The organism is Methanobrevibacter sp. 87.7, from assembly GCF_002208625.1.
Taxonomy (GTDB): Archaea; Methanobacteriota; Methanobacteria; order Methanobacteriales; family Methanobacteriaceae; genus Methanarmilla.
In genome coordinates, this window is the sequence record NZ_MRCT01000034.1 from 1 (window position 1) to 13,363 (window position 13,363).

Below are 13,363 nucleotides of genomic sequence, written 5' to 3' on the forward strand. Positions count from 1 at the left end.
AAATTATAGTATTAAAATAAATAATAAGTAATAAATTTTAATTTATTTTTATAATCTTATCTTTTTTAAAGAGGATTTTTATTAAGTAAATTTTTTAATTTATTTTTTAACTTTGTTGAATTCTCATTATTTTAAATTTTATAAAAAATCTTGATTATTCAATTGAGTCTATTATATTATTATTTGATGTGGTAAATATGAATGGGATGTCAGTTTTATTACAATTTGGTATTTTAGCTGCTGTTCTTGTTTTTGGAGTTAAAGTAGGTTTAGCTTCTGGTTTATCTCATATGCCTAAAAAATGGTTAGCATTAATTGATATTTTATACTTTGGAGGTATAATGGTTATTAGTTATATATGTCAACCATTTGCTACTCAAATAACATCAATAGTTTATGGGTTTAATACATGGTTTTATTTAATAATGGCTTGTATTATGATTGCAGCAGGTGTTCTTACAATACGTGAATTTAAAGTTCATGGTAAAAATACTTCAAAACCTGCAGCAATTGCAATTATTGCTCCATGTCCATGTTGTTTTGGTGCTATTATTGCAAGTATTTTAGTAGTAACACCTATGGTTGGAATAAGTATGATGAATTTAAGTTGGTTAGTAGCAATAGCAATGGTTGCTGTTATTACAATTACTTATTTCATCGCAGATGTTGTTATTAAAGTTTTAAATACTCCATATCCAATTATTCTTGGAGATTTCATGTTTTTTATAGGATTGTATTTTTTACTTTCACCACTCATAATCCCTAATGTTACTGCGGTTATGAAAAAATCATTAGGTGGAATTACAATATCTTCTCTTACATCCTTAATTTATGTGATTATAGTGGCTATTGTTTTATTAATTTTAGGGGCATTGTATACTCGTAAAAATGAGGATTTCTAGTTAAATTCTTTATAAATTTAATTATTTTATATAAAAATTAATAGGAGAAAATTTAATGGCAGTAAATATTCCTGGAGGAAGTTTTTTAACTTCTCTTTTGAATGTTATATCTCAAAGTCTTTTAATTCCAGTTATAGTTCTATTATTAATTTTTGCATTTTATGTTGTAATATCATTAGGTTCATTAATTGCAGAATATACTTCTAGAAAAGAAGTTTCTATTAAAGAAATAAACTCTTTAATTGAAAATATTGATAAAAGTAATTCTGTTGAAGAAATTAGAGGACATGTTCAAAATGCAAAAATCAATAAATCTCAAAAGAAAATTTTATTTAAAATTTTAGATTCTGAAGATTTATCTTATGATGCTAAAGAAACTATGGCTACTAGATTAGTTGAAAGACGTGAAGAGCTTGTAAGTAAAAGACTTAGAAGAACTGATATTATTGTACGTATTGGTCCTACTTTAGGTTTAATGGGAACTTTAATTCCATTAGGTAGTGGTTTAGCAGCTCTTAAAACTGGAGATATTAATACTTTAGCAGATTCATTAACTGTAGCATTTGATACTACAGTTGTAGGTATTGGTTCAGGTGCACTTGCATATTATATATCTAAAGTACGTAGTGGATGGTATGATCAATATCTTGATAATTTAGATACTTTAACTGATTCTGTACTTAACTTTTTTAAAAATAGATTCTAGGTGGGTTTATGGTTAGATATGGAAGACGTCGTAGAAGACATACACACACTGATGAAAATCCTATGTCTGGAACTTCTAACATTGTTGATTGTATGCTTGTTTTAGCTTTAGGATTTATGATCATGTTAGTTTTAAGTTGGAACATGCAAGATGTTGTGTTTAATAAAGACATGTCTCAAGAACAAAAACAAACAACTATGCAAGCTATGCAACAAGTTGCTCAAGTAACTCAAGGTAAAGAGTTAAATGAAACTCCTCAAAATTCTAAAAGTTCTGGTCAAGGTTATGTAGAACAAGGTAAAGTTTATAAGGACCCTAAAACAGGTAAACTGATTATGGTTCAAGGAGGTTAATTCCTTCTTATAAACTTTAATTATTCTTTTTTTCAAATATTTATTATTTTTAAAATTAGTTTTCTTATTTTAATTGTTTAATTTTTAAATTCTTTTTTATTATTTTTTAAAAGTTTTAAAAGTTTTTTTATTTTTTTCTAGTTTTTTAAAATGTTAAGTAATTTTTAAAATAGTTTTTTTCTTGTTTGTGTATTTTAAAAATAGTATTATGTAGTTATAAATTAAATTTAAATTAAAAATTAGTAATTTTTTTATAGGTATTAAAGAAGGAATATTATCTTATTCCATCTTCAGTAATTAAAAAGTTTACAATTTTTCCTTCAGGAAGAGTATTATGTCTTTTTATTGTTGCAAGTCTTTGACTTTTCATATCAGTTCTTTCTAATTGTATAATAACTTTACTCCAATATTGTAATGTGGTTCCTCCAACGGCTCTAATTTCAGTTTTATTATCTTCATCAGCATATGCAGCATAAATTTGGTTTGTAATTAAAATTGCAATATTGTATTTACGGGCTATTTTAGCAAGTATTCCCATTTGTCTTCCTAAACTTTTATTTAATTTTGATGATTTTCTTTCATCAACTCTATATAATGCTACTGCGGAATCAAGTATAAGTAAATCAACGTCTTCTTTATTTTTCTTTAGCCATGTTTCAATAATTATTATATAATCTTCTTGTTCTTCAAAAGTAGTAGGTTCTAAAATTACTATATTATTTGCAACTTTTTCAAATGAATCTTTAGCTATTTGTTGAATTCTATCAATAGATAATCCACCTTCAGTATCAATGTATATTACTTTTTTACCTTTTTTTGCTACTTCTACAGATAATTGTAAGGAAATATTTGTTTTTCCTGATCCTGGAGGACCAAATATTTGTGTAATAATTCCTTTTTCAAGCCCTCCATTTAATATATCATCAATTGATGAATTTGTAGGTATTTTTTCGTTTCTATTTATTTTTGCTAGTGTTTTCATTTTCATACCTTAAAAATTGTTAAGTGTTTAACTCTTTGATTTTTATAATATTTATAAAATTAGTTTAATTTAAATATTGATTTTGTCTATTTGAAATTTTTAATCAATTATTACTTTATTTTTTCTTTCTTTATATGTTAAGTAATACTAATATTAGATATAAATATTAATTTATTGAAATATTATTTTAATTATAAAATATTTAATATAAAATTTATATAATTTATTAAATATTAGTTTATAGTTATTATAATGATTCATTTTTAATTATTATGTTTACAATTTAATATTTTTAATTTAAAGGTGATTTAATGGATAGATATCAAGGATGGAAAGGGTATGATACTTTACTTATTATAATTTTGATTATTGCTATATGTTATTCAATATTTATTATGAAAGAGTATATTATGGGAATTGTGTGTTTTGCTTTGATTTTAATTATTATTTCTTCATTTTCTAAGGAAATTAATATTTATTTAGCTAATAGATCAAAAAATAAACATGATTATGATAAAGCATTAAATTATTGTAATAAAATATTAAATAAAACACCAGATTATGTTTATGCGATTATTGAAAAAGCTTCAATTTATGAAGCAATGGGAAAAACGGATTATGCTTTTAAATTCTATGAAACTGCAATAGATAAAGATAATACATTATATATTCCTTGGGAAATGAAAGGAAATTTATATAAAAACTTAGGCAATGTTAAAGAAGCTGAAAAATCTTTTAAAAAAGCTAAAACATTAAAATTAAAGAAAAATCAAGAAAGATTAAGTTTTAGATTATTACAGAAACTTTATTTCAGTAGAAAAGATAATTAATTAGATATTATTTTTAAATTATAATTTATTTTTTATAATTTTTTACTTAATTAGTATTACTTTTAATACCTTTATTTTTAATATAGTATTACAAAATAAACCTTTATATACTATATTTTTTATAATTACTAGTGTAAAACAAATTATTTTATTATTTATATATTAATAAGCATTATATTTTAAAAGTATTGATTTATATTTAATTTCTAGTATTACTTTTAAGTAAATTTTTTGGTAAAAAGTATTACTTTTTTTATTGGAGTTTGATAAATTTATATGCTTTCTATAATTGATTAATACTTTTTAATTAAATAATATTATTGAAGTTATAATTTAACTATTATTTTTGTTTTATTTAATATATAAAAAATTATAGGTGATTTTTATGCATATACCTGATGGTTTTATACCTTTATGGCAATGTGCAATTTATTATGTGATTTTAATTATTGCATTATACTTTGCAACTAAGTGGGCTAAAAATAATTTAGATGAAAAACGTATTCCTTTAATGGCTGTATTAGCTGCAGGTATCTTTGCAATTATGTCTATGAATATGCCAATTCCATTTGGTACTAGTGGACATATGGTTGGAGGTACATTGATTGCTATAGTATTCATGGCTCCAGAAGCATGTGTGCTTGTATTCTTTATTGTATTGCTTATACAAGCATTACTCTTTGGTGATGGTGGAATTACTACTTTAGGAGCTAATGTTTTAAATATGGGTATTATTGGAGGATGTGTTGGTTTATACACATTTAAAGGATTAAAAAACTTTATTGGAAAATATCCTGCAATTGGTGTCGGTGCATGGCTTGCAACATTTATAGCAGCAGAAGCTTGTGCTGTTGAAATGGCTATAGCAGGTACCTTCCCACTTGATATTGGACTTGCTTCTATGGGTTTATACCATGCATTTATTGGTATAATTGAAGCAGTTTTAACAATTATTGTAATTTATGTCTTAGAAAAATATAGACCTGATTTATTAGTTTGGAATAAAAAGGATACTGGGGTGTAATTATGGATAAAAAAACTGAATATCTTATTATAGTAGGTATAGTATTTTGTGTTGTTATTGCTTGTTTATCCCCATTTATAGCATCTGGAGATCCTGATGGACTTGAAAAATCTGCAGAAGATTCAAATGTTCCTGATTCTGTTGAACAATCTTATTTAAATATACCTATGCCTGATTATACTATAGGTGATAGTTCAATTGGAGAAGTAGCTGCTTTAATCATTGGTGCACTTGTTACACTTTGTTTAGGTTATGGTTTAGCTTACGTTGTTAGAAAACACAATTAAATATATTTAAGGATTATTTTTTCCTTAAATATTTTTTAATTTTATAATAATTTTGTTTAATTTATTTTAATTTTTAAATTTTGATTTTTAATTTAGGATAATCTTGTATTTTAAATTGTTAGGAGAAAAAATATGAATATTACAGAAGCAGTAGATTTAGATATAATTTCTGGACAGGACTCACCTATTCATAATATGGAAGGTAGAATTAAATTAATTATTACATTATTAATAATTGTTTATTGTGTTGCTTCAAATCAAATATTAGGTCCTATTGTAATGGAAACATTTTTACTTGTAGCAATGTATATTGCAAATTTATCATTTAAAACATGTTTTAAAAGAATTATATTATTATTACCCTTTGCTGGAGCTATTATTGTTTTCCAACCATTTGTTCATCCCGGTAATGTTTTATGGCAAAGTCCTATTTCATGGATCCATATTACTGATATTGGTCTTAATTGGACTATTATGTTAAGTTTAAGATTAATTGTTTGTTTAACTGCCATTGTTCTTTTATCTTCTACAAGTCCTATGCAAGAAATTGTACAATCTCTTAGGAAACTTGGAATGCCTAGAGATATAGCAATGATTCTTTCAATTATGGTAAGATTTTTATTTATTTTTATTGATGAATTAGAATCAATTAGAACAAGTCAAAAATCTAGAAACTTTGATATTCATAGTTCAATAACGCCATATAAATGGAGAGTAAAACAAGTAGGTTATACTATTGGAATGATGTTTTTAAAAGCATATGAAAAAGGAGAAACAACCTTTTTTAGTATGATGGCACGTTGTTATTCTGATAAATCTGATTTATATAAAGTACGTCAATCAATTGGACGTTCTGAGTATTTATATATAGGAGTTTTAATTGTTTTAATTGTAGTTGTTCAAATAGTTTTATTTACAAGGTCTAGTCATATTGGTATATTAGGAACAGTATTATACACTAGATAAAACTATTTATATTAATTTTTTATTTTGAGTTTTTTCACTATTTTTTTATATTTTATTTGGGGTTTTTTTAGGCTATTTTTTTAGTTTTTCACTATTTTTTTATAAATATATTATTTTATTTTAATTTATTAATTATTTTTTGTAAATTTCAATATTATTAAAATCTTTTTCTAATTTGTCTATTTTTCCATTTAATACATATATTAAGATTTCAATTGTCTTTTTTACTCCATCTTTTTGTCTTTTACTTAATTTATCACAATCACATTCAACAAGATCTGCATAAACATTAGTAGTACTTACAATATCATATTTATCTGTAATAATTGCAATTCCTCCTCTACCAATGCCTGCTGTAGTTCCAATACCAATATTTGCATCACTTATTTCTTTTACAGCTTGTCCCATTATTCTTGCTACTTTTTTATCATCTTCTTCATTATATACTTTAATACCTTTTATTAATTTATAAGGTTCTGGAGGATTTTCAACTTTTAATACTTTTTTAACAGCTTCAAGGGTCGGAATAAATAGTCCACAACTTATACTAAGTTTTGTAAAATCATATCTTTCATCAATATCTCTATTAATTTCATTTACAAGATTTTTATCTGCACCAAAATCTCCATAATAATCTTGTGCAAGGTTATGAATTTGACAAGCTATAACTCCATGTGTAAAGCATTCTGCAGTTGCTATTTTTATCATTTTATTCCTCTTAATTTATTTAATTAGATTTATATATTTTTTTTAACATATTTTAGTTTAATTATTGTTTTTCATGATAATAATTTTTTATTTTTTTATTTAATTTAATTGAAATGATTAATATGATAAAAGATTTTAATTGTAAACTTAATAATGAGAATATTAATGGATTAATGTATGTACCTGATGATTTACCTGGTAAAGTTCCAACTATTATTTTATCTCATGGTTTATCTCTAAATTATACTTATATGATTCCTTATGCTGAAAAATTATTAAATTATGGAATTGCAAGTATTGTATTTGATTTTAGAGGTGGAGGTTATGATTGTAAAAGTGATGGTAAAATAAGTGATATGTCACCTCTTACAGAAATTGATGATTTAAATTGTGTAATTGATAATGTTAAAAAATTAGATTTTGTAGATTCTAATAAATTATATTTAGCAGGTCATAGTCAAGGAGGACTTGTTAGTAGTCTTATTGCTCCTAGTAGATCTGATGATATTTCTGCTTTATTTTTATTTGCTCCAGCATATGTTATTCCTGATGATACTCGTAATTTAGATAATATGCGGGAAGATAATGTATTAACATTAATGCCAGAATATTTAGGTGAAAAATATATTAAAGATTCCTCAAGTATAAATCTTTATGATGATATTAAAGATTATAAAAAACCAGTTTTTATTTTTCATGGAAAATTAGATCAAAGAGTTCCTGTTTCATATGCAATTAATGCAGATAAAGAATATAAAAACTCTCATTTATTTATCTTTGATAATGAGCCTCATAGATTTTCAGATGAAACTAAAGATATTGTTGTATCTGAAATTAATAAATTTATATTTGATTAATTTTTATAAAAATAGTAAATATTTTGATTTTTATTTAAAAAAATTAAATTTTATAAATAATATCAATACGATATATATTTATAATTATTTTTTTATTATTTAATCTTTTATTAATTCTATTTTAAATATAGAATAATTTATTATAATGCTTTTATAATTTCTTTTGTAATTGTGTTAGCTACTTTGTCTAAAACATATGGTGTAATTGGTACATTATCACGAATAAATCTATTTGTACTAATAACTTTATAATTTTCAGTTATTCCTTCTTTTCTAAGAGCATTAATTACAGGATTTGAATCATCAAATTCAGAAATATCTTTTGTAATAATTTCCTCTTCACCAATTCCAAAGATTCCGCCAGTTCCAATTACAGTTGCACCATTATCATGGGCTTTTTTAATAATTTTTGCAGCTGTAGGAATAGTATCTCCACCAGCTATTTGTATAACAACTACATCTCCTTGGATTTTATCAATATTATCATCAGTAATATCTTCATTGTAATTATTAACTGCTCTAAATTCAGGGTCATGTTTACAAAGTTCTTTTAATAATTCTCCTTTGTATTGTCCAACTTTTCCACCATTTAAATGGAAAATAATGTCTCCATTTGAAATTTTTTGACCATCAAATACATTGATTGTTTTTGGTCCTCCTCTATGTACTTGTATAAGATTAATTCCAATTCTAAGACCTAACCTTCCAAAACCTATTAAATCAACAGTTCCTTTTGGTATTTTTGCATCTTCTGCTTTTTGAATTTTATCAGTCATCTATTTATCCTCCTTTATTTTTTAATGGAATTTAAATTTATATCTTTCCAAGGTAATCCTGTATCAATAATTTCTACAGGAAGTCCTATTTTTTCTATTGTTTCTTTTAATTTTATTAAGCCTGGAATTTCACAACTATGGTGATTTGTATCAATTATACTTATTCCAAGATTACGAGCAAGTACTGCTCCAGATTGTGTTAAATCTCCAGATATTAATAAATCCATATTAAGCTTATTTGCTAATTTAATGTATTCTAAATTACTTAATCCAAAACCTGAGATTATTGCAATATTTTTAATATTTGAATTTTTATAATTTACGATTCTAACTGAGTTAATATCATTATTATTTTTATCAATTCTAAAATTATTATTTATTTTTAAAAGTAATTCTTTTATATTAGTATTACCTTTACAAATACGGCCAATTTTAGTATTTTTATCAAAATAATCTATAACTTTAAGATTTAATGATTCTGCAAGAGCATCATTTGCACCACCATCAATAATATCCCAATTTGAATGTATTGTATAATTTGGAGTTTTTGGATTAAATTTCGGTGGATGATGTGTAATAATTAAAGTATTCTTATTATAATTATCATATTCTGGATATAAATCCATCATAATTTTAATTTTTTCTATATTAAGATTTTTAGGATTTAATTGACCATGATACCCAATATCATCATTTTTTAATGCTAATCTTTTAGGTATTAATTTATCAATTTCATTAAATAAATCAATGGATTTCATTTTTATCAGTCTTATAGATAATTTTATTAGATTAATTTATACTAATTATTGCACTTTCTAATTTATCTAGATTATTTTCAATAATTTTATCAACATTTAATAATTTAATACTTGATACTTTTATTGCATTTCTAGTAGATAATTTAATGAATTTATTAATATCTTTCTCTTTAAATATAATATCTTCATAGAATGTCATTTCTGCTGCACTGTAAAGTACACCATCTTCATTTAATGCATCATCAATACTTTTATTTAGTATCTTAATTGTAAATGTCATTGTACCAGAAGTTTTTGTATCTAAACCTTTTGTTTTAATATAAGCTTTTTTATTAGCATTAACAAGATCTAATCTTTCATGAATATTATTTTTATTTTTAAGTAGAATATCATTATCTTCAGCAGTAGGATCTTCTATTAAAAAGGCTTTACAATTAATTTTACTTGATTGTTCTTTATTTAATCCTCCAAATCCAGTAGTATCAATTATTATATCTCCTTTATTAATGTCTGATAAATTAGAAGAAAATTCAATAGTATCTTTTTCTATTTTATCTCCTCCAACAGGAGTATATAATAATTCTTCAAGATGTGGATAAATATCAATAAGAATTATTTTTTTAAATTCCTTTTTCAATGTTTTTACAATTCCAAGACCAGTAAAATAGGTTCCAACAATAATTAATGTATCATCTGAATTAATTTCATTATTTTCTTTTAATGATTTAATCCATTTAAGTACATTTTCTGTTTTTATTTTAGTAATATAATTTATAATGTCTATTACTTTAGTTTTTGAAACGATTGTTAATACTTCATTACTTATTCCAGTATGATAATCTAGTTTATTTTCTATAGGATTTGTCATTTAATCACATTATTTATTGTTTTTTAGTTTTAGAAAAACCTATTTTTTCAAGAGCTTCTACTGCTTCATTATATACAGCATCTTCTATATTTATTTTACTTACTGCATGAGAAGGTGATGATCCACTTGTTAAAATTCTACCTTTATTATCCATAAATATTAAAAGTGAACCAGAACCAGGTAATCCTAATCTACCTCTTGCAATTATTAATTCTGCATCACTTTGATCTACTGCCATTAATCCTTTTGCAATTGCAGGGTATCTATCAGAATCTGCAAAATTTGTATTTATTTTTAAATAATCTGCTTTAGGTAAATTATACTCTTTTAATACTTTGTTTATAACTTTTACTTTAACACCATTTTTATTTGGCATGACTATTTTTTTAACATTTTTAATATATGCCTGAATTGCTTGAACTTCTTTTATTGTATCTCCAGTACGAGTTCCATTAATAGATTCTTCAGTTGCATTTTTAATAATTTCTTCAAAAGCCATTATTATCCCAAATTTTAATAATTTAATATATAATTTTTTATTAAAATTTTTATAAAAATTTTACTAGTTTAATATTTATTTTAAGAAATAATTATATAACAATTGTTATTTTTAATTAAATCATTATTTTTTAAAATTAATAATTTAATAAAAAAAGTAAAAGTAATATTTTTATTTAGCAGGAATTGCTATATTTCCTTCTACTCCAAGACCTAGATTATCAATAACATTAACAACTTCAGTAAGGTTACCATATTCTGGTGATCCTACTCCTCTTACATATAATGGATAATCTTCTGGAATAACTGTAGCTAGATTATTAGCTCCTGCATTAAGTGAATATTCTACATTTTCAGGACCAATAGTTGGTGTTGGTGCTGTTATCCTAATTTTTGGATATAATATACGTGTAATAGCAATAGTTTTTAATTGTTCATCAACAGGACATATTGGTATATTTTCCATTGGGGTATCTTCATATGGATGGAAACCCATAATTGGAATTTCTCCAAGATTTTTAAATCTTTTTAAGAATCTAAGATGATTAATTCTATCTTGATAAGATTCTCCAATACCTATAAGTAAGCCTGAAGATAATTCTAATCCAGCATCACAAACCATTTTACATGCATTAATCCTATCTTCAAGACTATCTCCTGGTTTTAAAAGTTTAAACAACTTTTTATTAGTTGTTTCAAGATTAATACAAATTGTATCTGCATGGTATTTTTTTAAGTCCTGTACAGATTTTTCATTGAGATCTGCTCCAACATTAACAAGGGTTTCAAGGTTTGTGTTTTCTTTAATGATTTTAACAGCATTTACTCCTTGTTTACCTTTGTATCCATATCCTCCAGAACAACTTATTCTAGGGATACCTGATTTTTCAACACATTTTGCAGCTTCTAAAATTTCTTTATCTGATTTATAAAATGCATTGTAATAACCATGACTTGATGTTTTTGCAGCAAATCCACAGTATTTACATTTTGGTTCAATAAGACATTTATTTGTTAAATGTATTGTAGAAGTAAGTTTAATTTCATTATAATTTTGACTACGAATATCTGATGCTACTTTTAATAACTTTTTTAAATCAGTTTCATTATCTATTTCAAAAAGTTCAAGAAGTTCATTATCAGTTAACTCCTTATTATTTTTAGCTTTAGTAAGTATTTCGTCTATCATTGTATACACCAGATTAATTAGTAAGTATTTTTTCCAAAATCTTATTTGATTTTGAATATTTAAAATTTAATATATTATATTTAAATTTGTATATCGTCTTATTTTTTAAAAAAAAGAAAAAAGGTAAATTAAAAGGACTTATTGTCCTCTTTTACCTAATGCTTCTAAGACAGTTGGTAAAATTTCTGCAGTAGGACCGAAGTTCATTGAATCAGCAGTACCTAATAATGCAGCAGGGTTTAAACTTTCTTCCATTTTATCAATACCAACATCTTCCATAAGAGCAGTAACTTGTTTTAAGGATTCAGCAGCCATCATTTGAGCAAATCCAGCTGGAGCTCCTAAAACTTGGGTTACAGTATCTCTGTATCCTAAGATACCTGCGTAAGTAATAGCAGTTAATGCGGAACACATATCACATACAGGACCAAGTAAGTTTGCAGGTAAAGTGTATGCGTTTCCTCTAGCTTTAGTACCTAAGTCTAATAAAGTTTTAATAGCTTCATCAGATGCGTAACCTTCAGAGATGTAAGCTTGTCCTTTCATTTCAGGAACAGCTCCTGGGTGGTAAGAACAAACATTTAAGTCGTCACGTCCTAAGTCATCAAAGATACCTTTGAACATTGGGGTAGGAATAGTACATGCATGAGTAATAATTGCGTTTTCAGGGATTGCATCAGCGAATTTTTCAATAATTCCTTTTTGCATATCTCCTTTTGGTAACCAGGTCATTACCCAATCAGCATCTTCTACTGCTGCTTTATCATCAGTAGTAGTAGTCATACCTAAATCTTCAGGGTGAGTAAAGTGAATTGCACCTTTTGGTGGAGTAGGTAAATCTTTAGCTACTTCTTTAACTTTTTCCCTAATTTGTGGCATGATTTTTTCAGGATCTTCTTTGTGAGCTGCAATTACATCTTCGTAAACAAAGTCATCGATGATAGTTAATCCGTTTTCAAATACAGGATCAGATACAACTACTTCATCTACACCAGCGAGGTTTAATAATTCTGCACCCATTTCAATTGTTGAGTGAGTCATTGAAATTTCTGGTTTATTTACTTTTTCAGCTACTTCACAAGCTCTTGCAAAGTTTGTAATTCCACTTGCAGCGTGAGTTCTGTAACATCCAACACCTAAAATTGCTACTTTCATTTTTTATTGTCTCCTTAAATATATTTATTTAACTACTTGCTCTATACATTTTGTATTTTAATACAATTTTTAAATTAAGGGTTAAATTTATAGTAATATGAATATACTATAATTTATTTAATACAATAATTTTTAAATTAAGGGTTAGATTTATATTTATTAAAAAATTGTTAATTAATTTATAAAATCAATTATCTCTATAATAAACTTATATTTTTATCTAAAATAAGATTTTTTTAATAATTTGTATGTAGCATAGTAGTATTATTAAATTTATTGAAGTTAATATATAAACTTTTATAATTGATTTTTTGTAATACTTCTTATTATTTTTATCTTTATCCTTAAATTAATATTTTTTCTATTTTTTGAATTTTATTTTAATATTTTTTATTTTTAACTATTTTATACATCTTAAATCTTTTTTTAACTTCAATATTTATTATTTTTTATTTATATTTTTTAAAATCATTTTTTATTTATTTTATTTTTAATTAATTATTT

At 24.5% G+C, this 13,363-nt stretch carries 16 protein-coding genes; 8 read left to right on the forward strand and 8 right to left on the reverse strand.

The genetic code is table 11. The annotated features are described in order from the left end of the window. Nucleotides 1-197: 197 nt before the first annotated feature. Genes BGI41_RS02775 through BGI41_RS02785 form a run of 3 tightly spaced genes read left to right on the forward strand, consistent with a single transcriptional unit; the run spans nt 198 to nt 1,961 of the window. On the forward strand, nt 198-902 hold the full coding sequence (locus tag BGI41_RS02775; RefSeq protein WP_233126298.1) for a DUF2162 domain-containing protein: 705 nt from the start codon (nt 198-200) through the stop codon (nt 900-902). Nucleotides 903-957: 55 nt separating this feature from the next. Then, complete coding sequence (locus BGI41_RS02780; RefSeq protein WP_088538721.1) at nt 958-1,608, forward strand: MotA/TolQ/ExbB proton channel family protein; 651 nt, start codon at nt 958-960, stop codon at nt 1,606-1,608. A gap of 8 nt (nt 1,609-1,616) precedes the next feature. Next, the gene (locus BGI41_RS02785) at nt 1,617-1,961 is read left to right on the forward strand and encodes a DUF2149 domain-containing protein (RefSeq protein ID WP_088538722.1); all 345 of its coding nucleotides are present in this window, start codon (nt 1,617-1,619) and stop codon (nt 1,959-1,961) included. A 274-nt stretch (nt 1,962-2,235) separates the two neighbouring features. Here BGI41_RS02785 and radB read toward each other — a convergent pair whose 3' ends face one another. Further along, the gene (gene radB, locus BGI41_RS02790; protein ID WP_088538723.1) at nt 2,236-2,943 is read right to left on the reverse strand and encodes a DNA repair and recombination protein RadB; all 708 of its coding nucleotides are present in this window, start codon (nt 2,941-2,943) and stop codon (nt 2,236-2,238) included. Between the two features lie 311 nt (nt 2,944-3,254). On the opposite strand from radB, the gene BGI41_RS02795 reads away from it, so the two are divergent. From BGI41_RS02795 to cbiQ, 4 genes are all read left to right on the forward strand, one after another. Next, the gene (locus BGI41_RS02795) at nt 3,255-3,773 is read left to right on the forward strand and encodes a lipopolysaccharide assembly protein LapB (RefSeq protein WP_088538724.1); all 519 of its coding nucleotides are present in this window, start codon (nt 3,255-3,257) and stop codon (nt 3,771-3,773) included. A gap of 385 nt (nt 3,774-4,158) precedes the next feature. Beyond that, nucleotides 4,159-4,797, forward strand: a complete 639-nt coding sequence (gene cbiM / locus BGI41_RS02800) for a cobalt transporter CbiM (protein WP_088538725.1) — start codon at nt 4,159-4,161, stop codon at nt 4,795-4,797. Between the two features lie 2 nt (nt 4,798-4,799). Next, the gene (locus BGI41_RS02805; RefSeq protein ID WP_088538726.1) at nt 4,800-5,084 is read left to right on the forward strand and encodes a PDGLE domain-containing protein; all 285 of its coding nucleotides are present in this window, start codon (nt 4,800-4,802) and stop codon (nt 5,082-5,084) included. Nucleotides 5,085-5,216: 132 nt separating this feature from the next. Continuing rightward, a complete protein-coding gene (cbiQ, locus tag BGI41_RS02810) occupies nt 5,217-6,050 on the forward strand; it encodes a cobalt ECF transporter T component CbiQ (RefSeq protein WP_088538727.1) in 834 nt (277 codons plus the stop codon). Between the two features lie 132 nt (nt 6,051-6,182). Here cbiQ and BGI41_RS02815 read toward each other — a convergent pair whose 3' ends face one another. Further along, nucleotides 6,183-6,758, reverse strand: a complete 576-nt coding sequence (locus BGI41_RS02815) for a FeGP cofactor biosynthesis protein HcgF family protein (protein ID WP_088538728.1) — start codon at nt 6,756-6,758, stop codon at nt 6,183-6,185. 122 nt (nt 6,759-6,880) lie between these two features. Between BGI41_RS02815 and BGI41_RS02820 the strand changes: the two genes are divergently transcribed. Further along, the gene (locus BGI41_RS02820; RefSeq protein WP_158211962.1) at nt 6,881-7,615 is read left to right on the forward strand and encodes a S9 family peptidase; all 735 of its coding nucleotides are present in this window, start codon (nt 6,881-6,883) and stop codon (nt 7,613-7,615) included. Between the two features lie 140 nt (nt 7,616-7,755). Here BGI41_RS02820 and BGI41_RS02825 read toward each other — a convergent pair whose 3' ends face one another. The 6 genes from BGI41_RS02825 to hmd all read right to left on the reverse strand — a co-directional run bounded on the left by BGI41_RS02825 (nt 7,756) and on the right by hmd (nt 12,859). After that, nucleotides 7,756-8,391: a ThiF family adenylyltransferase gene (locus BGI41_RS02825; protein WP_088538730.1), complete on the reverse strand. Its 636-nt coding sequence runs from the start codon at nt 8,389-8,391 to the stop codon at nt 7,756-7,758. Between the two features lie 14 nt (nt 8,392-8,405). Then, the gene (locus BGI41_RS02830; RefSeq protein ID WP_088538731.1) at nt 8,406-9,149 is read right to left on the reverse strand and encodes a Nif3-like dinuclear metal center hexameric protein; all 744 of its coding nucleotides are present in this window, start codon (nt 9,147-9,149) and stop codon (nt 8,406-8,408) included. A gap of 31 nt (nt 9,150-9,180) precedes the next feature. Further along, nucleotides 9,181-10,017, reverse strand: coding sequence for an SAM-dependent methyltransferase HcgC family protein (locus tag BGI41_RS02835; RefSeq protein WP_088538732.1), 837 nt, complete (start codon nt 10,015-10,017; stop codon nt 9,181-9,183). Nucleotides 10,018-10,030: 13 nt separating this feature from the next. Next, the gene (locus BGI41_RS02840) at nt 10,031-10,516 is read right to left on the reverse strand and encodes a DUF3236 domain-containing protein (RefSeq protein WP_088538733.1); all 486 of its coding nucleotides are present in this window, start codon (nt 10,514-10,516) and stop codon (nt 10,031-10,033) included. Between the two features lie 171 nt (nt 10,517-10,687). Then, entirely contained in the window at nt 10,688-11,704 is a 1,017-nt protein-coding gene (gene hmdB, locus BGI41_RS02845) for a 5,10-methenyltetrahydromethanopterin hydrogenase cofactor biosynthesis protein HmdB (protein WP_088538734.1), read from the reverse strand. 138 nt (nt 11,705-11,842) lie between these two features. Next, entirely contained in the window at nt 11,843-12,859 is a 1,017-nt protein-coding gene (hmd, locus tag BGI41_RS02850) for a 5,10-methenyltetrahydromethanopterin hydrogenase (protein ID WP_088538735.1), read from the reverse strand. Nucleotides 12,860-13,363 lie beyond the last annotated feature (504 nt).

Bases quoted from the DNA above. Each gene is read 5' to 3' on its own strand.
- BGI41_RS02775 (WP_233126298.1), top strand. From the start codon at position 198: ATGAATGGGATGTCAGTTTTATTACAATTTGGTATTTTAGCTGCTGTT.
- BGI41_RS02780 (WP_088538721.1), top strand. From the start codon at position 958: ATGGCAGTAAATATTCCTGGAGGAAGTTTTTTAACTTCTCTTTTGAAT.
- BGI41_RS02785 (WP_088538722.1), top strand. From the start codon at position 1,617: ATGGTTAGATATGGAAGACGTCGTAGAAGACATACACACACTGATGAA.
- radB (WP_088538723.1), bottom strand. From the start codon at position 2,943: ATGAAAACACTAGCAAAAATAAATAGAAACGAAAAAATACCTACAAAT.
- BGI41_RS02795 (WP_088538724.1), top strand. From the start codon at position 3,255: ATGGATAGATATCAAGGATGGAAAGGGTATGATACTTTACTTATTATA.
- cbiM (WP_088538725.1), top strand. From the start codon at position 4,159: ATGCATATACCTGATGGTTTTATACCTTTATGGCAATGTGCAATTTAT.
- BGI41_RS02805 (WP_088538726.1), top strand. From the start codon at position 4,800: ATGGATAAAAAAACTGAATATCTTATTATAGTAGGTATAGTATTTTGT.
- cbiQ (WP_088538727.1), top strand. From the start codon at position 5,217: ATGAATATTACAGAAGCAGTAGATTTAGATATAATTTCTGGACAGGAC.
- BGI41_RS02815 (WP_088538728.1), bottom strand. From the start codon at position 6,758: ATGATAAAAATAGCAACTGCAGAATGCTTTACACATGGAGTTATAGCT.
- BGI41_RS02820 (WP_158211962.1), top strand. From the start codon at position 6,881: ATGATAAAAGATTTTAATTGTAAACTTAATAATGAGAATATTAATGGA.
- BGI41_RS02825 (WP_088538730.1), bottom strand. From the start codon at position 8,391: ATGACTGATAAAATTCAAAAAGCAGAAGATGCAAAAATACCAAAAGGA.
- BGI41_RS02830 (WP_088538731.1), bottom strand. From the start codon at position 9,149: ATGAAATCCATTGATTTATTTAATGAAATTGATAAATTAATACCTAAA.
- BGI41_RS02835 (WP_088538732.1), bottom strand. From the start codon at position 10,017: ATGACAAATCCTATAGAAAATAAACTAGATTATCATACTGGAATAAGT.
- BGI41_RS02840 (WP_088538733.1), bottom strand. From the start codon at position 10,516: ATGGCTTTTGAAGAAATTATTAAAAATGCAACTGAAGAATCTATTAAT.
- hmdB (WP_088538734.1), bottom strand. From the start codon at position 11,704: ATGATAGACGAAATACTTACTAAAGCTAAAAATAATAAGGAGTTAACT.
- hmd (WP_088538735.1), bottom strand. From the start codon at position 12,859: ATGAAAGTAGCAATTTTAGGTGTTGGATGTTACAGAACTCACGCTGCA.